General features: G+C 38.2%; 14 protein-coding genes. 8 read left to right on the top strand and 6 right to left on the bottom strand.

Annotation, left to right across the window (positions count from 1 at the left end):
- Positions 1-23 precede the first annotated feature (23 nt).
- A complete protein-coding gene (gene torS / locus OC457_RS05105) occupies positions 24-2,939 on the bottom strand; it encodes a TMAO reductase system sensor histidine kinase/response regulator TorS (RefSeq protein ID WP_080173641.1) in 2,916 nt (971 codons plus the stop codon).
- A 148-nt stretch (positions 2,940-3,087) separates the two neighbouring features.
- Between torS and torT the strand changes: the two genes are divergently transcribed.
- The 3 genes from torT (at position 3,088) to OC457_RS05090 (ending at position 5,892) form a co-directional block, all read left to right on the top strand.
- Positions 3,088-4,158: a TMAO reductase system periplasmic protein TorT gene (gene torT, locus OC457_RS05100; protein WP_080173639.1), complete on the top strand. Its 1,071-nt coding sequence runs from the start codon at positions 3,088-3,090 to the stop codon at positions 4,156-4,158.
- A 159-nt stretch (positions 4,159-4,317) separates the two neighbouring features.
- Entirely contained in the window at positions 4,318-4,776 is a 459-nt protein-coding gene (locus OC457_RS05095; RefSeq protein ID WP_080173638.1) for a methylglyoxal synthase, read from the top strand.
- Between the two features lie 135 nt (positions 4,777-4,911).
- Positions 4,912-5,892 carry an alcohol dehydrogenase catalytic domain-containing protein gene (locus OC457_RS05090; protein WP_080173636.1) on the top strand — a complete coding sequence of 327 codons (981 nt, stop codon included), beginning with the start codon at positions 4,912-4,914 and terminating at the stop codon, positions 5,890-5,892.
- 90 nt (positions 5,893-5,982) lie between these two features.
- Here the strand turns inward: OC457_RS05090 and helD are convergent, their stop codons facing one another.
- A complete protein-coding gene (helD, locus tag OC457_RS05085; RefSeq protein WP_080173634.1) occupies positions 5,983-8,067 on the bottom strand; it encodes a DNA helicase IV in 2,085 nt (694 codons plus the stop codon).
- A 311-nt stretch (positions 8,068-8,378) separates the two neighbouring features.
- Here helD and yccS point away from each other — a divergent pair, with 311 nt between their 5' ends.
- On the top strand, positions 8,379-10,550 hold the full coding sequence (gene yccS / locus OC457_RS05080; RefSeq protein WP_080173633.1) for a YccS family putative transporter: 2,172 nt from the start codon (positions 8,379-8,381) through the stop codon (positions 10,548-10,550).
- Positions 10,551-10,629: 79 nt separating this feature from the next.
- Here yccS and torC read toward each other — a convergent pair whose 3' ends face one another.
- The gene (gene torC / locus OC457_RS05075; protein ID WP_080173631.1) at positions 10,630-11,802 is read right to left on the bottom strand and encodes a pentaheme c-type cytochrome TorC; all 1,173 of its coding nucleotides are present in this window, start codon (positions 11,800-11,802) and stop codon (positions 10,630-10,632) included.
- 579 nt (positions 11,803-12,381) lie between these two features.
- Here torC and OC457_RS05070 point away from each other — a divergent pair.
- Positions 12,382-15,021 carry a molybdopterin-dependent oxidoreductase gene (locus OC457_RS05070; RefSeq protein WP_080173629.1) on the top strand — a complete coding sequence of 880 codons (2,640 nt, stop codon included), beginning with the start codon at positions 12,382-12,384 and terminating at the stop codon, positions 15,019-15,021.
- Positions 15,022-15,120: 99 nt separating this feature from the next.
- On the opposite strand, the gene OC457_RS05065 is transcribed toward OC457_RS05070, so the two are convergent.
- Entirely contained in the window at positions 15,121-17,382 is a 2,262-nt protein-coding gene (locus OC457_RS05065) for a peptidase U32 family protein (protein WP_080173628.1), read from the bottom strand.
- 228 nt (positions 17,383-17,610) lie between these two features.
- Between OC457_RS05065 and OC457_RS05060 the strand changes: the two genes are divergently transcribed.
- The 3 genes from OC457_RS05060 to OC457_RS05050 all read left to right on the top strand — a co-directional run bounded on the left by OC457_RS05060 (position 17,611) and on the right by OC457_RS05050 (position 20,179).
- On the top strand, positions 17,611-17,802 hold the full coding sequence (locus tag OC457_RS05060; RefSeq protein ID WP_080173626.1) for a hypothetical protein: 192 nt from the start codon (positions 17,611-17,613) through the stop codon (positions 17,800-17,802).
- Positions 17,803-18,061: 259 nt separating this feature from the next.
- On the top strand, positions 18,062-18,712 hold the full coding sequence (locus OC457_RS05055; protein ID WP_080173624.1) for a LysE family translocator: 651 nt from the start codon (positions 18,062-18,064) through the stop codon (positions 18,710-18,712).
- A 300-nt stretch (positions 18,713-19,012) separates the two neighbouring features.
- Complete coding sequence (locus OC457_RS05050; RefSeq protein ID WP_080173622.1) at positions 19,013-20,179, top strand: Card1-like endonuclease domain-containing protein; 1,167 nt, start codon at positions 19,013-19,015, stop codon at positions 20,177-20,179.
- 97 nt (positions 20,180-20,276) lie between these two features.
- Here the strand turns inward: OC457_RS05050 and OC457_RS05045 are convergent, their stop codons facing one another.
- Both OC457_RS05045 and udp read right to left on the bottom strand, forming a co-directional pair.
- Positions 20,277-20,507 carry a hypothetical protein gene (locus OC457_RS05045; RefSeq protein ID WP_080173620.1) on the bottom strand — a complete coding sequence of 77 codons (231 nt, stop codon included), beginning with the start codon at positions 20,505-20,507 and terminating at the stop codon, positions 20,277-20,279.
- A 196-nt stretch (positions 20,508-20,703) separates the two neighbouring features.
- Positions 20,704-21,471: a uridine phosphorylase gene (udp, locus tag OC457_RS05040; RefSeq protein WP_080173618.1), complete on the bottom strand. Its 768-nt coding sequence runs from the start codon at positions 21,469-21,471 to the stop codon at positions 20,704-20,706.
- Positions 21,472-21,764: the final 293 nt, after the last annotated feature.

Here is a 21,764-nt window from a genome sequence, read left to right as displayed (position 1 = left end):
TTATCATGCCATTAAGCCTGCTATTAATTATCAATAAAAGTTGTCGCTAACGCAGCTACTGAGGCATCAAAGACCTGTTGTAATGCTGCGACATCTAATCCATCAATAGCACCTTCTTGCGCTGATTTTTCAAACATTAAACACAATTGATGTAACTGCATTAATCCCATCGTACCAGCGGCACCTTTTAATGTATGGGCTTGCTTAGCAACATTTGGCAAGTCATTCTCAGTAATTGCTTGGTGCAACATAGCAAGTGTCTTGCTGGCTGAATCTCCAAATAAACTGATTAATTGTTTTACCTGCGCTTCACCTAGTACTTGTAAATCACTACCTAAAACAGACTCTTTCACCAATGGAAATAACTCATCATTCTCAACAAATTGCGGCTTTTCTTCACCCGCACCTTTCTCAATAACCACGCGTTTATCTCCTTTTAAAATACTGCTTATCGTATCAATTAATTGTTGTTCAACCAGTGGCTTGGGTAAGAAACCAGCAAATCCTGCATTTAAGTAAATTTCAACTTCTTCTCTAAATACATGCGCAGAAAAGGCGACCATCGGTGTTGGCTCTTGCCATGTATCTTTACGGTGGCTATCAATGCGCCGTAACTGGTGTAGCAATGTCACACCATCAGTATCAGGCAAATTAATATCAAGTAATGCTAAATCAAACTGCTCATTTAGGTAACATTGCTCAGCTTGAGCGCCATCTTCCGCAATAACAACACTATGCCCAAGCCGTTTAAGGAACCCTTCAGCAACCATACTGTTTACGGGATTATCTTCAACTAACAAAATGTGCGCGGCAGGAACAAGTACTTGATCAACATCTGCATCCAATATCATTTTGCCGCGCTCTAATGGTAATGAAAACCAGAAACAACTACCGGTACCAACAATCGAATCAACGCCGATTTCTCCGTCCATCGCAGCCACTATGTGCTTACTGATGGCTAAACCTAATCCTGTTCCCTCGATGGCCTTACGACCCGCTTCTGCTTGCTGAAAAGCATTAAATAAGAGTTGTTGTTCATCATTATTAAGCCCGATTCCAGTATCTTGAACTGAGAACAATATTTCATCAGGCATATCTGGATGCAACTGAACATTAATGGTCACTTTACCTTTATCGGTAAACTTAATCGCATTACCAACTAAGTTGACTAATACTTGTCGAATACGATTTTCATCGCCAAACCAAATCGCATCCGCACTAGGTTCAATAATATACTCAAACCCAATTCGCTTCGCCATTGCTCGACCTTGCAGCATATTAAATACATCAGCAACCATACGCTTTAACGCAAAATCACTCGGTCTTATATCTAGATGCCCAGCTTCAATTTTCGAGTAATCAAGAATGTCATTAAGAATATCTAACAGTGTTTCACCACTACGATTAATAACATCTAAATAGCGTTTTTGTTGAATACTTAACGCAGTGTCAGCCAGTAACGATGCCGTGCCTAACACACCATTCATTGGCGTTCTAATTTCATGACTCATGGTGGCTAAGAATGCTGATTTAGCACGGTTTGCTTTTTCAGCTTCATCTCGCGCTTTATAATGATTGTATACTTCTTCATTTAAACGACTATTGATGCGTTCCAATTCACTGGTCCGTTTGGCAACCAAGCGCTCTAAACTTGCTTTGTGCTGCTGTAGTTCTTGGCGTGTTTTAGCTTCAGCTTGCGCTAATCGATAACGTTCACTTGCCGTATCACGTGCGACTAAAATAGCCCGTCCCATTTGCGCCAGTTCATCATCACCGTCAACATCTAATTGAATACATAAATCGCCACGCGCAAGTGATAGTAATGCACGGCTATAGCGGTTAATTCGACAAATCACTCGAATATAAACAATACGCCACATGATTAACACTAAGGCTAATAAGCCAATGCCTGAAATCACAATTAATGTATTACGTGCAACTGTCAATGTCTGATCAACTTGTTTAACAGCCTGCTGAGTATTGGTATTCGCCGCAGCAATAATACTATCTACGGTGCTATTTAACTCCTGAAATAAAACTAAATTCTGTTGATCTAATCGTTGAACATCCTGTTTTGCATAAATTAATTGTTCACTAACACTAAACAGTAAATTACCTTGTTTAAGTTTAGCGGTTTGTTTCATTAACTGTGCGGAACGACTAGGATCCTCAACAGATTTAACTCGATGACTAATAATATTAACCGCATTATTAAAACGTGTTTTTAATGCCACCATCGATTTAATATCAATAATACGTTCAGAATCATCCAGCATATTAATGACTTGTAATGATAAAAAACGTAATTCAAATAATCGCTCAGATAAGTCCATATCAACTTCAACTAAACTATCCAGAGCGTTATAAACTGCTGGTTTATTATTTGCCGCCACTAAATCATAAATACGCGACACATTAGCAACTGCAATCGTATTAGCGTTTGCTACTTGAGATTGTGACAAACTATCAATTTGATGAGTCGCTTTAGTCATTACCGCGACCAATTCATCTAATTGACTTTGTAAATCTATTTGGCGTCCAACAAGCAATCCAAGTAAGGCTAAATTATCAACAATGCGTTTTACGTCATCTTCTAATTTCAGCATTAATGGCTGATCAAATGAATATTGCTCAAGCGCATGCAAGCTACGTGTTAATGCTTCAATATGAATGGTTAATGCTCGCCCCTGTTGCATGCGTTCTGATTCAAGTTTTGATTTAGCTAAGACTTGTGCATTAAATATAATTCGCGAACTTAAATCTGATAGCTTTCGCGCTTCTGCTAATGCTGGTACTGCTGAATTAATCACTGTACGCTCTGTTTTAGCGACTAACGAAAAGCCTGCCACGCCTATCATGACGGCTATAATCATCAAACCTGCCATGGCAGAAAAGGCTAATAACAGTTTGGCTGCGATACCTTTTCGAGTAAACGTCATAAATAGTCTCTATATCAAAAATCTTGTTTAAAACAGGTCATAATCAGCATTAATATGACTTGTTCGATACTGGCTATTTCACCAGACACAATAAAACGGTACTATTTTGCCAGCGATATGGCTTTAAACCTAAATAATGTTGGTAATAATGCGCATTTTATTTTTTATTTTGATGATTTTTTCTGCTCAATCCGCGTTTGCGCTGGAGGTAATTTCATACCAACCTCCATTTCAAACAGATAAGCAACCAACCAAAATTCAATATCCTTTTTTAACCTCGGTCACAAAACCGTGGAAGATATGTGCAGTGTACCCACATTTAAAAGATTCTTATTGGTTATCGATCAATTATGGGATGGTTGAGCAAGCTAAAAAGCTTGGTATTACCCTGAAAGTATTTGAGGCTGGCGGTTATAGTAACCTTGAAAAACAACAAAGCCAGTTAATTGCTTGTCACCGTTGGGGGGCTGATGCCATTATTTTAGGTACTGTTGACGCTCAAGCTTATAACGGTAAATTATCAACATTGATTGGTAATATCCCAGTCTTTTTAATGACTAATGATATCGATTTTACCGATCCCGATATTCGACAACATATAAAAGCAAAAGTTGGGGTTAATTGGTATGACATGGGTAAAGCCGCTGGCACTTACCTTGCTAAATTGCACCCTAAAGGTTCAGGTAAAGTGCGTATCGCATGGCTTCCTGGCCCACAATTACGTGGCGGTACTAAACCTGTAACTAAAGGTTTTAAATCCGCAATTGCTAATAGTGATATTGAAATTGTGACTACATTATGGGCCGATAATAGTAAAGAACTGCAGCGCAATTTATTACAGCAATTATTTACTGACTATAAAGACATCGATTATATCGTTGGTGGCGCAGTGGCTGCTGAAGTTGCAATTAGTGAATTACGCACAAATAATATAACTAACATTAAAATTATATCGACCTATTTAAGCCATGGCGTTTATCGTGGTTTACGCCGCCATAAAATATTATTTGCACCGACAGATAAAATGGTAGAGCAAGCACGACTCTCAGTAGATCAAGCCGTTCGTTATCTTGAGAACAAAACAGTAGCACTGGATATTTCACCATTACTTGTTGATTTAACACCACAACATCTACCAGCAAATGTTATTCGTGATTCATTATCACCCGCAGAATTTAGACCTTCATTCTACGTAAATGATCACCATATTAGTCGATAACTTTAGTACAAGCTTAATCCTATAAACATAAGTATCAATAATTTATGGGCTATCACAAAAAATTAGCCTAATATGGAATACAATGTTGACCAGTAATTATTACTTATAAACATTATCACCTAGCTTCATCAAGATTAACTTGATATCAAAAGGAATATCATGATTACCACTACACGTAAAATGGCAGCTAAAAAACACATTGCTTTAGTTGCTCATGATAATTGCAAAACGGCCTTACTTCGCTGGGTGAAGGAGCACCAACAAAAATTAGCTAACCATGAGCTTTATGCAACAGGAACAACCGGCCATTTACTTGCAAAAGAAACAGGTTTATCCATCACTTGTTTAATCAGTGGCCCGATGGGTGGTGATCAACAACTTGGTGCATTAATTTCAGAAAGCAAAATTGATATGATGATTTTCTTTTGGGATCCGCTTAATGCTGTACCGCATGATCCTGATGTAAAAGCATTATTACGTATATCTGCTGTATGGAATATTCCCGTAGCAACGAACCGCGCTAGTGCTAACTTTATAATAACGTCACCATTGCTTGATAAAGAAATTGATATCGAAATTCCAGACTATGATGCTTACCTTAAACAACGTCTAGATTAAGTTTCAGCTATTATCATCCATTTCTAATTAGCCTTCGCTTATAACGAAGGCTTTTTATTATTATTTAAACAATAAATTTAAGGCAAAAAAAATAATTCATTATATGGTTATAGGTAGTACATCAAGGAGTCGCCTATGCAAGCATGGATTTTACAACAGCCTAATGGGATTCAAGCCTTATCACTCACAACGACCAATAAACCAAAGCCAACCGCAGATGAAATTTGTGTAAAAGTTGCGGCGGTAGGATTAAACCCTATCGATTACAAATTAACTGATTGGGGATATGCCACTTGGAATTACCCTCAAATTATCGGGCTTGATGTGGCAGGCAGTATTGAAAGTGTTGGTGAAAATGTTCACCACTTCAATATTAATGACAGAGTCATGTTTTTTGCTGATCCTCGTACAGCCGGTGGGTTTGCAGAATATATCTGCGTAAAAGCCATTGCTGTTAGTCGCATTCCACTCGCATTATCATTTACTGATGCAGCCGCTCTTCCCTGCGCAGGCTACAGTGCATGGATAGCAGTACACGATAAATTACAGGTTCTGGCGGGACAACATATTGCAATCACAGGTGCCGGAGGTGGCGTTGGCGGGTTTGCGTCACAATTAGCCAAGCTTGCAGGTGCACATGTCTATGCGATAGCAGAACGACAACACCACTCACGACTACTTAGCTATGGTATTGATGCCGTTATCTGCCCTCAACAAAATGTTGCACTTGAACTGATAAAGCTAACTGAAGATAGGTTATTGCATGGCGTAATTGATTGTATCTCAGCAAAATCAGGCAGCATAATGAGCGCCTTGATCCGCTATAATGGCCATATCGTTATGGTCGCAAACCAGTTTGACCGAGTACCATTGCTCGCAACAACTAAAGCGCTAAGTATTCACGAAGTCGCTCTTCATGGTACTTATGCTCATGGCAATCCTGAGCACATAACTCATCTAGCGGATATTGGTAATAACCTCAGTGAATGGGTTGCTAATGGTCATTTACACAGTATGGTTGAAAAAATAGTGCCATTTGACAAATTAGCTCTCGCATTAACTGAATTAAAAAACTGTACTCATTCAGGTAAAATCGTTGTTCATGTCAGTTCATGATGTAAAAATTAAACACTAAAAAGCCCTGCTCTTATTAGAGCTATAACAACAAGCAAGAATAATAACAGGGCTTCAATGAACTAATAATGTTTACTTAGTACGTTTAATTTTATTATTAACGGGGTATTTATCTTTAATTAACTCATTAATAAACGGTGACGTTTTATCTGGATCAGCACAGACCCAAACATGTTTTTTAGCACGTGTTAATGCAACATAGAACAAACGGCGCTCTTCTGCGTCATTATAGGTTTCAGTGCGCAATTGCATAATAGCCGCTAACCCTGTTTCACGATCAGGTGAAGGGAAAATACCCTTATTAACATCAACAATAAACACATAATCTGCCTCACGGCCTTTACTGGAATGACAAGTCATGTATTCCAAATTAAGCTGTGGCCACTGATGTTTCCATGTATCAAATTTATCAGGTTTTTGTTTATTATTACGCCCAAGAATCAATACTGTGGTTGTCTTATTTTCGTAGTATTTACCCAACCGAATTAATTCTTGCGGTAATAAGTCTGTTGCCAATAAAGTTACCGCCTTCTTACTTTGCTTAGTAAAACTAGTAAGTTGCTTCTTAATTTGGCATGGGTTTTGTTGAATAAAGACATTTGCAACTTCGCCAATCATATTATTAAAGCGATATGTAGTTGAAAGTTCAGTAATACATGGATGACTAAAACGACCTTCAAAATCAGTCGTTAAATTAACATCAGCACCGGCGAAATGATAAATAGCCTGCCAATCATCGCCAACAGCAAATAATGTTGGTGTTGAATGTCCTTCAATATTTTGATGACATAAGGCTTCAATTAACGCTAATCGCTGCGGTGAAATATCTTGGTATTCATCAACCATCACATAACGCCATGGTGAGATAAATTTACCGGTTTTAACATACTCAGTAGCCACTTCGATCATGCTATTAAAATCAATTTGCTTCTTCACTTTTAGATGCTGTAAATAGGCTTGATAGCATGGCCATAGTAATGCTAACTCACTTTTCATTCGTGGTCGCATTGCTGGGTTATTATTATTATTTACAATCGCCTCAAGCAACGCTTCTTGTTTCATGCCTGACTGACCAAGCAACTCAATATGACGCCATACCCAAGCTTGTAATTGTTCATTTTCAGCTTGTTGTTCCATCGAGTTTTCTTTACTAAACCCAGGTACTCGCCACTGTGTAAGATGACGCTGCCATTTATTTGCTGACGTTGAATTATTCCATTGTTCAATTAGCATACGTGCAAGCCATGCACTACGGGCGCGAGTATCTAATGTAATCGATGCAACATTCGGTTTGTCGTGTTCTACATCATGAATAATTTGTGAACCAAGACTATGGAAAGTCGCTACTTTAACGCTATCACTGACCTTTTCTTTGAGTCTATTCGTCATCTCTTCAGCCGCTTTACGTCCAAATGATAACATTAGAATATCTTCAGGCTTCGCACCTTGACTCGCAATAAGATAGCCTGCTCGTGCAATGAGTACACTTGTTTTACCCGTTCCTGCTCCTGCAAGAACTAAATTATAGTCTTGGTTAACAAGTGCGGCTAAACGTTGTGATTCATTTAACGGAGATGTCTCAAAGCTATCAAACCACGAACCCCATTTTTGAGATTGTTGAATTAACCATTGTTTATTATGTTCATCAACCCATGCTTGGTGCTCACCAAGCCAAGGTGATATTTTTTCAAAACTACAAGGTCTAAATGTTGCCGCAAGCTCTGTAGTTAATTCAGTATCGGCTAATCCATCATTAAGGAATTGATGTAATTCATGATGTTCAGAGTGACGTAAATAACCAGATTTATTAGAAAAAAGTGCAATACGCTGCAACATTTCAGGCAATATCGAATCTAATTTATCAACGCGGCTTTGCGCCCAATCTTGATAGCTACGGACTAAAAATGCCGCGAAAGACTTACATTCGTGCCAAGGTAAACCATGAACTGTCCAACAGTATTGTTGGTTTGAAGACGTAAGCTCAAACGCACCCCATAATACGCCGCGATGGATTTCAATTGAACCATCCCAGTCATCAAAAGAGATAACATCAGAAGAAGTCTGACTATCTAATACCAAGCTATTACCGTCTAAAGCGATACTGTAATAATCACCTTGAACTAGCCATTGTGCTAGTCGACTGGCACTTAATTGCATTGTGATCCCACCAATTGTTCCATGCTTTAATTAGGCTGTAACACTCATTACTGGCTGATAACTTCGTCACCAACCTCAATTGAATCATTACTTGTCACCCGTTATCGGGATAATGTTGCTTAGAGTACCAATAACTATCGTGTAGCCATAGCATTGAAACGTCTATTTGACTAAATATTATGCCACCCGCTAAAAGTTTATTTTTTTGCTCGGCAATAACAAGATATCTGTTATCTTTAGTCACGTTTTTATAACGTTAGATGATTCTATCGTCTTCACCATTCCTTATTATCAGAAGATTGTTAATATCCATGCAAACTAAAGATTTACATGTAAAATTCCGCAAATATTGGGTTAATGACCGAATCAATTATTCGATTCGAGTATTGATTGCTTTAGTTGGTGTTGTATTACCCTGCTGGTATCTTGGCGCTAATCACGCCGTCACCCCGCTGGTGCTTGGTATTATTGCAGCAGCACTGGCCGAATCTGATGATAATTTAACCGGCCGCATTAAAGGTCTAACCATTACTTTAATTTGTTTTTTGATTGCCTCTCTTTCTATAGAAATTCTATTTGATTACCCGCTTTTATTTGCAATCGGCTTATTTAGTTCAACCTTTGGCTTTATTATGTTGGGAGCAATGGGCCCTCGTTATGCCAATATCGCTTTTGCCTCATTATTACTCGCGGTTTACACCATGCTTGGTGCAAATAGTAGTACCGAACTGTGGTATCAACCGATGTTACTTTTAGCCGGTGCCTGTTGGTATGGAATACTGTCTCTGCTATGGCATATTTTATGGCCCAATCAACCTGTTCAACAAGGGCTGGCAAATGTATTCACCGAGTTTGGTTATTACCTGGATAATAAAAGTAAATTATTTGAACCGGTGGTTGACCTCACCTCGCACCCATTTCGCATTCAAGCAGCAAAACAAAATGCTAAAGTGGTTAATGCCTTAAATGCCGTCAAAATAACCCTATTGCATCGCGCAGGTCGTGGTCAAAGTGATAAATTCCTTAAAATTTATTTTATGGCACAAGATATTCATGAACGCGCAAGTTCATCACACTATCGCTATCGTGAACTGGCGTCAGCTTTTCAACGCAGCGATGTCTTGTTTCGTTTCCAACGTTTATTACATGTACAAGCAATAGCTTGCCATGGTATTGCAGATGCACTTAAGCAAGGTAAGGCTTATCATCATGGTACTGACTGCATCAATGCGCTAGATGAATTGCAGCAATCACTGAATTACCTCAAGCAACAAAACAACCCACAATGGCGACTACTTCTTAATCAATTAGATTATTTGTTTAATAATTTAGCCACCGTAGAACGCCAACTACAAAATATTAATAATCCAGATGCAGAACACATTGAGCAACAAATTGATACTAAGCTCGTTGATACTGAAGCGCATAGTGTAAAAGAAATGTGGAAACGTATTAGCTGTCAGTTAAATACAGATTCAATGTTATTTCGTCATGCGATTCGTTTAGGAACAGCACTGGTTATAGGCTATGGGGTTATTCAAATGCTGGATTTGCAACGTGGGTATTGGATTTTATTAACGACCCTCTTTGTGTGTCAACCAAACTACAGTGCAACCCGTCAAAAGCTAGTACAGCGCGTTATTGGTACATTAGGGGGCTTACTTGCAGGTATACCACTGCTGTATTTATTCCCAGGACAAGAAGGTCAACTTGTATTAATGGTATTAATGGGCGTTCTATTTTTTGCATTTCGAACGGTTAAATATGATTGGGCAACCGCTTTTATTACATTATTAGTGCTGTTTTGCTTTAACCAATTAGGCGAAGGATTTGCCGTTATTTTGCCACGTTTAGGTGATACTTTATTGGGCTGTCTGTTAGCAGTATTAGCCGTTAGTTTTATTTTACCCGATTGGGAATCAAAGCGATTACATAAAGTAATGGCAGAGGCGACGCTTGCAAATAAAGATTATTTAGCACAAATCATTGCTCAATACCGTATTGGTAAACGCGATAATATGAATTATCGTATTGCACGTCGTGAAGCCCACAATAAAGATGCACAGCTGAGTACAGCTATCAATAATATGCTAGCAGAACCCGATAAATACCAAATAGATACTGATAAAAGTTTCCGTTTTTTGACATTAAACCATGCAATGTTGAGCTATATCTCTGCACTGGGTGCACATCGTACTCAACTGCAAGATAACCACACTCATCAATTAGTCTCAGAAGCTCACCGTATTATTCATAACCATTTGGAGTGTATTTCATTACAACTTAATGGCTCTCTTGTTGAAACATCGCCATCATTAGATCTAAATTTAGAACAACGTTTAGGCCAATGGCGAGATGAAGATTGCACCTCTGCTCGAATGGTATTACAACAACTCCATCTAATCCATTGTATGTTACCTGAGCTACATGCGCTGGGTGATAACCTCTCACCCCAAATACATACAGCGATCATTAATCAATAAAAATCACTAGATACAAAAAAGCCTGCGCAAGAGCGCAGGCTTTAAATTACTCAATAATTAGAGTGTGTTATATCAAGATTTATTGTGCTACTTGTGGTGCTGCTACAGCAGCATCTTTCGCATTATCTTGAAGGTACTTAAGTAACGTACGCTCTTCATCTTTGTTTAGCATGTAGTATTGTTGCATTGCTTTTAGACCCTGAACCCAACCATTCGCTGTTAGGTGTTTTGGATCTGGCGTTGCGTGACATTGACTACAGCTTGCATCTAGAATTTCTTTACCGTAAGCCCAAATAGGCTTCATGCTCGCTAGCATATTACGCTGAGTGATCCATGCAGATACTTGTTCTTGCTGCCATATCTGACCATCTTCAGCTTTCACTGTATTTAGAATAGTTGCTGACTTTTGTAGATCTGCATTTAGAGATACGGTTTGAATTTGCTTCGCCATGTCTTGTACTAACATACCAGTTGTTGAGCCTTGTTGCTGCCAACCTGTAATTTGTACTTTAATCATGTCGCCACTTGTACCTAGCACTTCAACTTTTGATGCAGGGTATAATTGACCTTGTGCATCACCTGATGCTGAATCAGTGGTATACAATTTCTTCGATGCTAACGTATAAAGTGTTTTAGCCGCAGGTGCTTCACCAGCATTAATAGTCAACTGCTTAAACGTTGCTTGGAAGTCATTATTGATATGAGGCAACTGGTGCGCAATACCTTTGTGACATTCAATACAGTTCATATTTTTTGCTGCTGCTGTTGTCATCGCCGCTGCTGCTGCTGGAGATTGTTTAGCGTGATCCATTGCAGTATATGAGTGACAACTCTTACATGTTGCTGAATTCGTTTCAGCCATCATACGCCAAACATTTTGTGCCATGCGTAAACGGTTCGCTTCAAATTTAGCCGGTGTATCAATATCTTTGCTGATAAATTCGCTGTAAATATCACCCACACCACCCAATTTAGCTTTCATGAAGGCAATCGGATCATTTTCAGGAATATGACAATCACGACATTCAGCGCGTACACCGTATGCATTTTTGTAGTGAATACTAGTTTTATATTCGTTGTAGTTTTCTTTCATTGAGTGACATGAAGTACAAAACTCGGTAGTCGAACTAAACTTTATCGATTCGTGGAAGGTAAACACACCTGCCAATGTGATTATCACACAGACAACAGCAATCGCTAATACTGAATAACGACTACTTGGTTTTACTAAAAAACGCCATAGTTTCTTCATGGATGGTCCAAAATGAATTAAACGTCAAAACAACGTTAAAAAAAAGAGTTGCGCACAAACTAACATTTGAATATGAACAGGGCAATGCGATTGATTAATATAAATAAATATTCTAATCACAATCAAACATATTAACCTATTGCAATTTATAAAAAATACCTTTTACTTAGTACTCTAATTATAATTGATTTGTAAATAATGTTTTACCTTAAATAGGATAATGTAATTATTATTAATTAAAAACAAGGTTAACAATATAAAATCAATGTGTTAGCCAACACAAATACCGTTAGTCATACGGTAAAGAGGGATTTGAATTACTGGTATCGAGAATAGTTATCAATCCATTTTTAATTGCTGTGCTAAGTATTTTTCTATTTATATAGAGCATTAAACATTACAAATAGTAGTGCCTTTTTGTGGTAACTTATTTTCCATTTAGCAGTCTAATATATTTTATATTTACGTGTAGCCTATCAAGAAATAAGTCAAATAATAGATCACTATACCGATAACTATTATAATGATTATCATGTCATTTAAATGCTTACTTATTCGGTTTGTCTTCGGAATATAAACATGACCCTATCACGTCGTAACTTTTTAAAAGGTTCAGTAGCAACGGCCATCGCTGCTAACGGACTCACCCTTTTTCCTGCTGGAAAAGTATTTGCTTCTGATACAATTACTATCCCATCAGCTACTCACTATGGTCCGTTTAAAGCAGTTGTAAAAAACGGGACATTAATTGGTGTGCAGCCAATTAATGATGTCGACCCTTTCCCAACAGAAATGTTAACTAAAGGTGTATTAAGCCGTACTTATAACGATACGCGTATCAAATACCCAATGGTGCGTAAATCACTATTAGAAGATCCACTAGGCAATCACAATCCTCATCTTCGTGGTAAAGAACCTTTTGTTCGCGTTGACTGGGACACAGCTATCGCGTTAACAGCATTCTGTATCGCTCGTACTATTGAAAAACACGGTAACGAAGCGGTATTTAGTTCGTCATACGGTGGTTGGTCACATTGTGGTGTTAACCGCCCACAAACACTGCAAGGTCGTTTCTTCAACCTTATTGGTGGTCAAAGTATTTGTGCGGGTGACTACTCTGCAGGTGCCTCTGAAGTAATTCTTCCACACGTTATTGGTGATATGGAAGTATATTCACCACAAACTGCGTGGGAAATTGTTGAAAAGAATACTGAAGTCGTGCTTTTCATCGGTTGTGATCCTTGGAAAACTAACCGTGTAGAATTCCGTGTAGCCGATCACTCAATGCAAAAACACTGGGAAGCGTTTAAGGAAAAAGGGATTAAGTTTGTCTCTATAAACCCTCAACAAACCCAAACAGATAAAGCCGTTGGTAGTGAAATGATCAATATCCGTCCTAATACGGATACTGCGCTATTTACTGCAATGTCTTATCATTTATACAAAACAGGTCAACACGATAAAGCTTACATCGATAAATACACAGTTGGCTTTGATAAATACCTAGCTTACTTAATCGGTGACGAAGATGGTGTTGTTAAAACACCTGAGTGGGCTGAAGAGATCACAGGTTTACCTGCTGCTAAAATTAAAGAGCTTGCTGAACTTTGTGTAACTAAACGTACCCAAATTGCAGCAGGTTGGGCACTACAACGTGCTGACCACGGTGAGATGATCCACTGGGCTATTATCAACTTTGCAGCGATTGCAGGTAAAATTGGTAAGCCAGGTGAAGGTGCGGGCTTTAGCTGGCACTATGGTAATGGTGGTATGCCTGCATCTGGTAAGCGTATGCCTATCGGTTTATCACAAGGTCGTAACCCTATCACGAAGACATGCCCAGTGGTTATGGTTTCAGATATGCTGAAAAACCCTGGTAAGGCTTATACTCGTGATGGTTCAAACCTAACCCTACCAAAAGCAAAACTTATCTATAACGCAGGTAATAACTTACTGTCTCACCAACAAGACACTAATGAATTAATCAAAGCGCTTAACGATAATATCGATACTATCATCTGTCATGAACCTTGGTGGTGTGCAACAGCTAAGTATTCAGATATTGTTTTACCAACCACAACAACACTTGAACGTGATGATATTTCATCAGGCGGTACTTACAGCAATAATAAAATCTACGCTATGCGTCAGGTTATTGAGCCTGTAGGTGAAAGCTTAGATGATTACGAAATCTTCTCACGCCTTGCTTTCATGTTTAACGTACATAAAGAGTTTACCGAAGGTAAAACTATGTACCAACATGTTAAAGCTTCTTATGAAGCATCTGATGCAACAGATGATTTCAAAACGTTCTGGCAAAATGGTATCACTCACGTATCAACACCTGTAGCAGCAAATAGCTTTGTACGTCACGGTGATTTCTACGCTGATCCAATTAAGAACCCACTGCATACACCAAGTGGTAAAATTGAATTATATAGCTCAACTATTGCTGGATTTAAAGCAAATAGTTGTCCACCAATGCCACAGTGGATTCCACCTTTTGAATGGCTAGGTAATGCGAAGAAAGGTCAAGTACACGTATTAAGTCCACACCCATGGATGCGTTTGCACTCACAAATGGCAAATGCTGATGTGAATAGCTACGAATCTGTTGATGGTCGTCAAATCGTTCTCATTAATAAAAAAGACGCTGCAGAACGTGGCGTAAAAGATGGCGATGTGGTTGAAGTGTACAATGATCGTGGTGTACTGCTAGCTGGTGCTCGTATCACTGACGAAGCAATGCCTGGTGTTATTTACATCCATGAAGGTGCGTGGCTACAACTTGATAGCAAAGGCCGTTGTAATTCAGGCTCAATCAACATGCTAACAAGTAGCCAGCCAACCAGTGGTTTAGCACAAGCAACCAGTGCAAACACCTGTTTAGCTTACTTTAAGAAATGTACTGATGTAGAAACACCAAACCAAGCTTATACACCACCGAAAATTGTTAAGACTGATTATCAAGTTGATATCTGGTCATTACAATTAGGTAAGCGCTTAAAGGCTGTTGCCGCAGAAAGTGGTCCTGAGCAATCACCTGGTGAGAAATTATTCTACGGTAGCTGTACCCTTTGTCACGCAGCACCACACCCAAGTGACTTCACTTACAAGCAGTGGAAAGGTATTACAAACAGTATGTTCCCACGTGCAGGTCTAAACGAAAAAGATCGCAAACTTGTACTTGATTTCCTAAAAGAAAATGCTAAAAAATAATTAATAGCCCGCTATTATTTAGATAATAAAAAGCCCCGCAGGATCATCTCCTGCGGGGCTTTATTATACTGAATACTGTCTTATCTTCACCACTCGTTATTACAAGCCTTTGATGTACTGATTACAGGTATTCCCAATAACAACCGCTTCAATTTCACTACGTGTAAGTTCATTATTACCCGCAACATACTGATTAAATAACGCCGTCAATTCCGCTTTAGTTACTGTCACTTGAGTGTCAGTTTTAATATCGCGCAAATCAATCATAAAGCCCGTAAACTTATTCTTAATCTCATCGACAATATCAAGATTTAAAAAGTTGTTTGGATTATATAACGCATTATGATCACCGCGCTGTTTATCAACCACAAATGACGCTTCAGTCAGATTAATGATCGATGCTGATTTATCACACTTGCGTAAGCACTTATCGTCAAAACGCTTTTTCTTACAGCCTACAGTTTGATGGAATAAACACTGACGGCTCATTAATAACATCATTGGATGATAAATGCTGTAATACAATTCAAACCCAGCTGGCGCAGTAATTGGTTTAATTTGCGAGCGTTTTATCTCATTAGAAATAAACGCCCCTACACAACCAAATTCTTGCTGCAAGCACTCAAGGCTCAAGCTATTACTGATGTTCATTTGTGGACCTGCTATCCACGCTAAACCTAACTGGTGCGCTGCATACCCTACACCACTATTATTGGTCACAATGCGTAATGGCTTCACTTGCTCTAGAAACGTCACTGCTGCTTGGTAGTTATCACCAATCAAAATTGCTGGGAACCAAGGAATAAGATGCGGATTTTCTTGGAACAGAGCAACTAACTTTAGTCCTTCCATTGCCATCGCTTCCGGTAATTGATAATACACCGTAGTCTCTGGTTGGCTCACAGCAGCAATATCAGCAGAGTTAGCGATCAACACTGATAACCGTGATGTGATCTCCATTTGTGGTTTACGAACGGCTTTAGCTAACTCTACAGGCTCAACTAATGGTTGATTGCCATTTAATACACACGCAATCTGATCGCGCATTTGCGTTAATTCTTTAAACGGCACCACCACATCAGCCGCTAATTGCGTTAAATCCATCGGTGATAATAAGTATTCGCCATTATTTAAGCTACGGAAGCGTTTTTCAAAACAATCACTATCAAGCACTGTATTATCGGACTGACGTAATAACGACGTAGAAGCGACCTCAAACTGCTGCAATGGCGTTGTTACTCGAATAGTCAATGGTTGTTCTACTTGACCGATAATCGTCAACTCTAATGCTAATAAGCTAATATCTAAATCTGCAATTCGTTCTTCAACAGTCTGGATGATCGTCGTTTTATCATCATATAACTTTTGTTTAACCGCTTGAATGTCAGTTTCAGATTTCGCATTCGCGATCTGTGCAAAATGATCGACTGAATTATCACGCGGATTATCGATAAACATCGCTTTATTAATATCACCCATTAAGTATGAGTTAGAAAAATCGCGATTAAATACGGTATATAGTTCACGCGTATCTGCCAATAGCGGTTTTTGATTACAATAATTGTCTAGTTGACGACTCCAATTATCCACTACGGTATAAACGTAATGTGATTTTTTGATGCGCCCTTCCACCTTTAATGAATATACGCCAGCATCTGCAAGTTCTTCTAAATTTGAAAACGCAGAATTGTCTTTCATATTGAGCGGATAATCTTTACCAACCGCCGTAGTTTGGTATTGATCTCGACACGGCTGACTACAACGACCACGGTTACCCGAGTTACCATTTTTAGCCGAACTGATATAACACAAACCTGAAAAGCCAATGCAATATGAGCCATGCACAAATACTTCCATCAGTACATTGTGCTGATGACCAAACTGCGCTAAATGTTTTATTTCTTTAATGTTAAGTTCACGTGATAAATTTACACGGCTTGCATTAAGCTGCCCCATAAATAAAATCTGACCTTCATTATGGCTATTTACTTGCGTAGATGCATGAACATCAAGCGTTGGAAAATGCTGTTTAATAAGATGAAACAAGCCTAAATCTTGTAAGATCACACCATCAATTTTAGTGTTAACTAATTTATTTAATAATCGAATAACAGCTGGAATTTCACTTTCTAAGATCATGATATTAAGCGTAAGAAAAATCTTACAATCGCGTTGATGCGCAACACGAACGATGCCATTTAAATCTTCAAAAGTAATATTCGTTGCACGATTACGGGCATTAAAATTATCTAATCCACAATAAATAGCATTCGCACCCGCAACGATAGCCGCTTTAATCGACTCAATATCACCGCCTGGAGCTAACAACTCAAAGTTACTTCTCATCGCGTTATTACCCATTTATAACCGTGCCTTTCAAAAAACGTATCAATTTTGTGAACGGCTATTCTACTCATGAGGGCGATGAAGTCCAATTTTGAAAAATAAATCGCCGCTGACAATCAGATTTAATCACTTTTTTATTCGCAAACAATTTTTACAAATATTCCTTCTTTAAATAAAGATCGATACTATGCATAGATTCAAATCTTTTACTGATTAATCGAAACAATAAGGATAAAAACAATAATGACAACTCAACAGCCCCAACTAACAGAAGCACAAAAATCAGCCATTGAAGAAATGGTTATTAACCGTGTTAATGCGATGAACAATGATGCGGTTCTTTGTGATGCCATTGATGATAAAGTTCATAATATGGAAGAACATCTAAAAGCTTACTTTCATGAGCGTTTCCATTTCCATAGCAAGAAAGCATAATAAAAGTTAATCAAAATAAATTAATAACGCGAATCATCCACTGATCACATCAACAGTATTGCTTTATTGTAAGTGATCAGTCTTTCCTTCTGCTTAATATCCAAACAAAGCCATTAACAAGCTAATAACCTAAAAAAGACGATTAACATACACAATCAAGAAAAGGCAGTAAAAAACACCCCCTATTGCTTGTAACTCATGGAATGGAACTATTTATTGTGTAAAATATAGACTTCTACACTATAACGTTGTTTTTACCATGATTGATTTAAATGTCTTACCGCTTTACCTCACCGCTGTGATTGCTCTACTCCTCATTCCTGGACCTGACATGCTACTCATTGCCAGTTCAAGCTTAACTTACGGTCGAAAAGTCGGTATTTATGCGAGCTTAGGTAATGCAACTTCTGGTATTTTATTAACTATTTTAGCAGCGCTTGGAGTTTCAGCACTTATTGCAATGAATCCAATCGCATTGCATATTTTACGCTTAGTTGGTGGTGCGTATTTATTAAAAATGGGCTGGGATTGTATGCGCAGCCATCCAGATGACGCACCTCAAGAATTAGCGCAATCTAATAAAATGGCGTCAACATTATACCGCCGCGCTGTCTTTACTAATCTTCTTAATCCTAAAGCTCTTATTTTCTTTGTGTTGTTCTTACCACAATTTGTTTCAACTCATGTTGCAACGTCCTCTGGCGAGCAGATGCTAGTTCTTGGATTACTACTGAATGTATTAGGGCTATTGTTTAATCTGTTTTTAGTTACAACTATTGGTATCTTCGGAAAATCGTTATTGAAAAATGAAAAATTCCGTAATAACCAGCATAAATTTATGGGCTTAATCTTCTTTATTCTTGCTATTTGGCTATTAGCGTCACAATTACCAACCCCTCCAAGCATGTAATTTATTATTGATAACTATGTTTCCAACAAAAAAATACCATTAATAACGATGGTATTTTTTTTAAAAAACATTAATTAGATAAAAAAAATGATTAAAAATAGACTATTAGACAAAATAATTGAATAGATAATAATCTTCATATTTATCACAATAATTAGTCTATAAAAGATGACTTGAATTTTTCACTTAAAAACCTCATATACTTATCTTAGATGTGTTGCGCACACTTACTTTTGCATTTCTTTTATTTAATGCGCATCACCATATTACGCCCAGTATGTGGGCGCATTAAGGATTATTATGATTACTCACGTTGGCATTATTGATCAGGATCCAGTCCGTCTGATCACTCCATTATTAGATGAAGCAGTACCTGCGGATAAAATGATATTTATTGGTACAGAAAAACAACAACAACAATATGATCGACTCGCTTCTATTTTAACTTCACGTAATATTATTGTTGAATTTTTTATTATTCCCGACATCATTAATGTCACTCAGATTCGACACCGTTTGAACCAACTGGCTGATCAATTAAAACAAGACAGCCGTGATGTGTGGTTCAATGCAAGCTGTGGTTTACGTCACCGTTTATTATCCGCTTATGAAGTATTCCGCTCTTTCCATTGGCCAATCTACGTTATTGAACCATTCAGTGATGAAATGTGCTGGCTATTCCCTAATGATCGTGAGCAACAACAAGTTCAAGATCGTATTCAAATTTCTGATTATTTAACTATTTTTGGTGCGCGTTGTGAGCTATCTGACAACCCAATGCCAGAATCTCTCAACGACCAATTATGGGAGCTAGGTCAACGCTGGGCGAGCTCTGCACTAGAATTAGGCCCAGGTTTAGCAACCCTCAATTATCTAGCGACAACCTGTCGTAAAGAACAAGTCCTCAATGTTGCTCTTAGTGAAAAGCAACAAGGCTATAAAGAATTAGGAACGTTACTGAACGATCTTGAGGAAATAGGCCTTGCAACATACCACGATGGTATATTGACATTTAAGCATGAAGAAGCGCGTCGTTTCGCTAACGGTGAATGGCTAGAAAACTTAGTTCACAGTACTGTTCGTGCAATTCAAAACGAATTACCAACAATTCAAGATCACTCTTTAGGAGTGCAGGTTTACCGTAAAATTGGTGAGCGTGAAGTTCGTAATGAGCTTGATGTCGCAACTATCGTTAATAATAAACTACACATTATTGAATGTAAGACCAAAGGTATGCGTGACGATGGTGATGATACCTTATACAAACTAGAATCATTACGTGACCTACTTGGTGGCCTACAAGCACGTGCAATGCTTGTAAGTTTCCGTCCTTTACGTCATCACGATTTAGTTCGCGCACAAGATTTAGGATTAGCGATTATTGGTCCTGATCAACTAGGTGAATTATATACTCACCTGCATGATTGGCTTAAAGGTGCTGGCGGTCAAGCACATAACCTCGCATAATTATCGATAATATTTATTAAACAAAAAAGGCCTTTTTCACAGAAGGCCTTTTTATTGAATCAATGATTGAGTGACGCTTAATGCCGTTTAACGTTGCTTATCCAAGTCGATTAAAAACAACGCCTGCTGCTTGTGGCTTCTGCGTATGATGCTGACCATCATCCAATACTAATGTTACTATAGTGTTGTTTTCCCCTACCGTTGCAATAATATCTCTTACAACAAACACATCATCTAAATAAGCAATTTTCATCTGCAATACAGGTGAAATAGGTAATGCGATGGTATCTTGACGTCCATTTGGAAATATAATTTTATAATCAATCATGTTTATAACTTCACTAAGCCCAACAAAATACTATTCTACCTCAAAATAGAACCAATGGTTAAATTCATAGCTAAACCATAATATATTAATAGCACGATTTAGAATCACCATTTTCCCCTGAATATAAAAAGGCCGACAATACTGTCGGCCCTTAAAATAGAGATCAAATCAATCTGTTTTATTATTAAATAACCGCTTATTTAGTTAACATTTTACGTGCAGCTTCAACAACAATCTTAATTGAACGTGCTTCAGTTGCTTTCAATGTTGCGTGATCAGGAATTTCTTTTTGCGTACGGTTAATGATAACGCCCGCAACACAACCTGCACGTAAACCAGAACTTGCACACATAGTTAATAGTGTTGCAGATTCCATTTCAAAATTAAGCACACCCATTTCCTGCCACTCTTTCATCGAGCCTTGGAAGCGACGTACTACACGGCCAGAAAATGTGTCATAACGCTCTTGACCTGGGTAGAAAGTATCACTAGAAGCAGTTACACCCGTGTGTACAGTTGCACCAGCATCATCACATGCTTGCTTCATTGCTGTTGCAACGGTGAAATCAGCAACTGCTGGGAATTCCATTGGCGCAAAGTGAAGACTTGCACCATCAAGACGAACAGAACCTGTTGTTACAATCATATCGCCAGGATTAATATTTGGTTGAATAGCACCAGTTGTACCTACACGAAGGAAAGTATTAACCCCTAATTGTGCAAGCTCTTCTACTGCGATAGACGTTGATGGACCGCCAATACCAGTAGAACAAATAACAACAGGCTTGCCGTCTAACTGTGCACGGTACACAGTGTATTCACGAGCACTTGCTAGAAATTCAGGGTTTTCCATTAGGTTGGCAATTTTTTCTACACGAGCAGGATCACCAGGAATAATCGCTAACTCAGCGCCGTTAAGATCAGCTTTATTAACACCTAGGTGGAATACTTTATTGTCAGACATAATGATACCCTTTAAATTTAATCGCTCTGATTGTAGGAACAGAGATGGATAATTATCGTTAATTATTGTGCTTTGACAGTAAACGTAATACGCAACATAACAACAACGTCTGTCAAAACCTAATGTAACGATAACGGAAGCTGGAACTGTTTTTAGTGAGCTAATTCACATTAACCAAAAGCAATATAATTTTTAGTTACAAAATAACCAGATGTAGATCACAACAAAACGTTTACCTATCGAACTCATCACAAAAAAAAGTAACTTCATCATAACGTTTACCGCGATTATTT

The sequence above is a fragment of the Photobacterium toruni genome, assembly GCF_024529955.1.
Classification (GTDB): domain Bacteria; phylum Pseudomonadota; class Gammaproteobacteria; order Enterobacterales; family Vibrionaceae; genus Photobacterium; species Photobacterium toruni.
Note: the sequence above shows the minus strand (reverse complement) of the source record. Positions and strands in the feature narration are given on the sequence as shown.

Bases quoted from the DNA above. Each gene is read 5' to 3' on its own strand.
- torS (WP_080173641.1), bottom strand. From the start codon at position 2,939: ATGACGTTTACTCGAAAAGGTATCGCAGCCAAACTGTTATTAGCCTTT.
- torT (WP_080173639.1), top strand. From the start codon at position 3,088: ATGCGCATTTTATTTTTTATTTTGATGATTTTTTCTGCTCAATCCGCG.
- OC457_RS05095 (WP_080173638.1), top strand. From the start codon at position 4,318: ATGATTACCACTACACGTAAAATGGCAGCTAAAAAACACATTGCTTTA.
- OC457_RS05090 (WP_080173636.1), top strand. From the start codon at position 4,912: ATGCAAGCATGGATTTTACAACAGCCTAATGGGATTCAAGCCTTATCA.
- helD (WP_080173634.1), bottom strand. From the start codon at position 8,067: ATGCAATTAAGTGCCAGTCGACTAGCACAATGGCTAGTTCAAGGTGAT.
- yccS (WP_080173633.1), top strand. From the start codon at position 8,379: ATGCAAACTAAAGATTTACATGTAAAATTCCGCAAATATTGGGTTAAT.
- torC (WP_080173631.1), bottom strand. From the start codon at position 11,802: ATGAAGAAACTATGGCGTTTTTTAGTAAAACCAAGTAGTCGTTATTCA.
- OC457_RS05070 (WP_080173629.1), top strand. From the start codon at position 12,382: ATGACCCTATCACGTCGTAACTTTTTAAAAGGTTCAGTAGCAACGGCC.
- OC457_RS05065 (WP_080173628.1), bottom strand. From the start codon at position 17,382: ATGGGTAATAACGCGATGAGAAGTAACTTTGAGTTGTTAGCTCCAGGC.
- OC457_RS05060 (WP_080173626.1), top strand. From the start codon at position 17,611: ATGACAACTCAACAGCCCCAACTAACAGAAGCACAAAAATCAGCCATT.
- OC457_RS05055 (WP_080173624.1), top strand. From the start codon at position 18,062: ATGATTGATTTAAATGTCTTACCGCTTTACCTCACCGCTGTGATTGCT.
- OC457_RS05050 (WP_080173622.1), top strand. From the start codon at position 19,013: ATGATTACTCACGTTGGCATTATTGATCAGGATCCAGTCCGTCTGATC.
- OC457_RS05045 (WP_080173620.1), bottom strand. From the start codon at position 20,507: ATGATTGATTATAAAATTATATTTCCAAATGGACGTCAAGATACCATC.
- udp (WP_080173618.1), bottom strand. From the start codon at position 21,471: ATGTCTGACAATAAAGTATTCCACCTAGGTGTTAATAAAGCTGATCTT.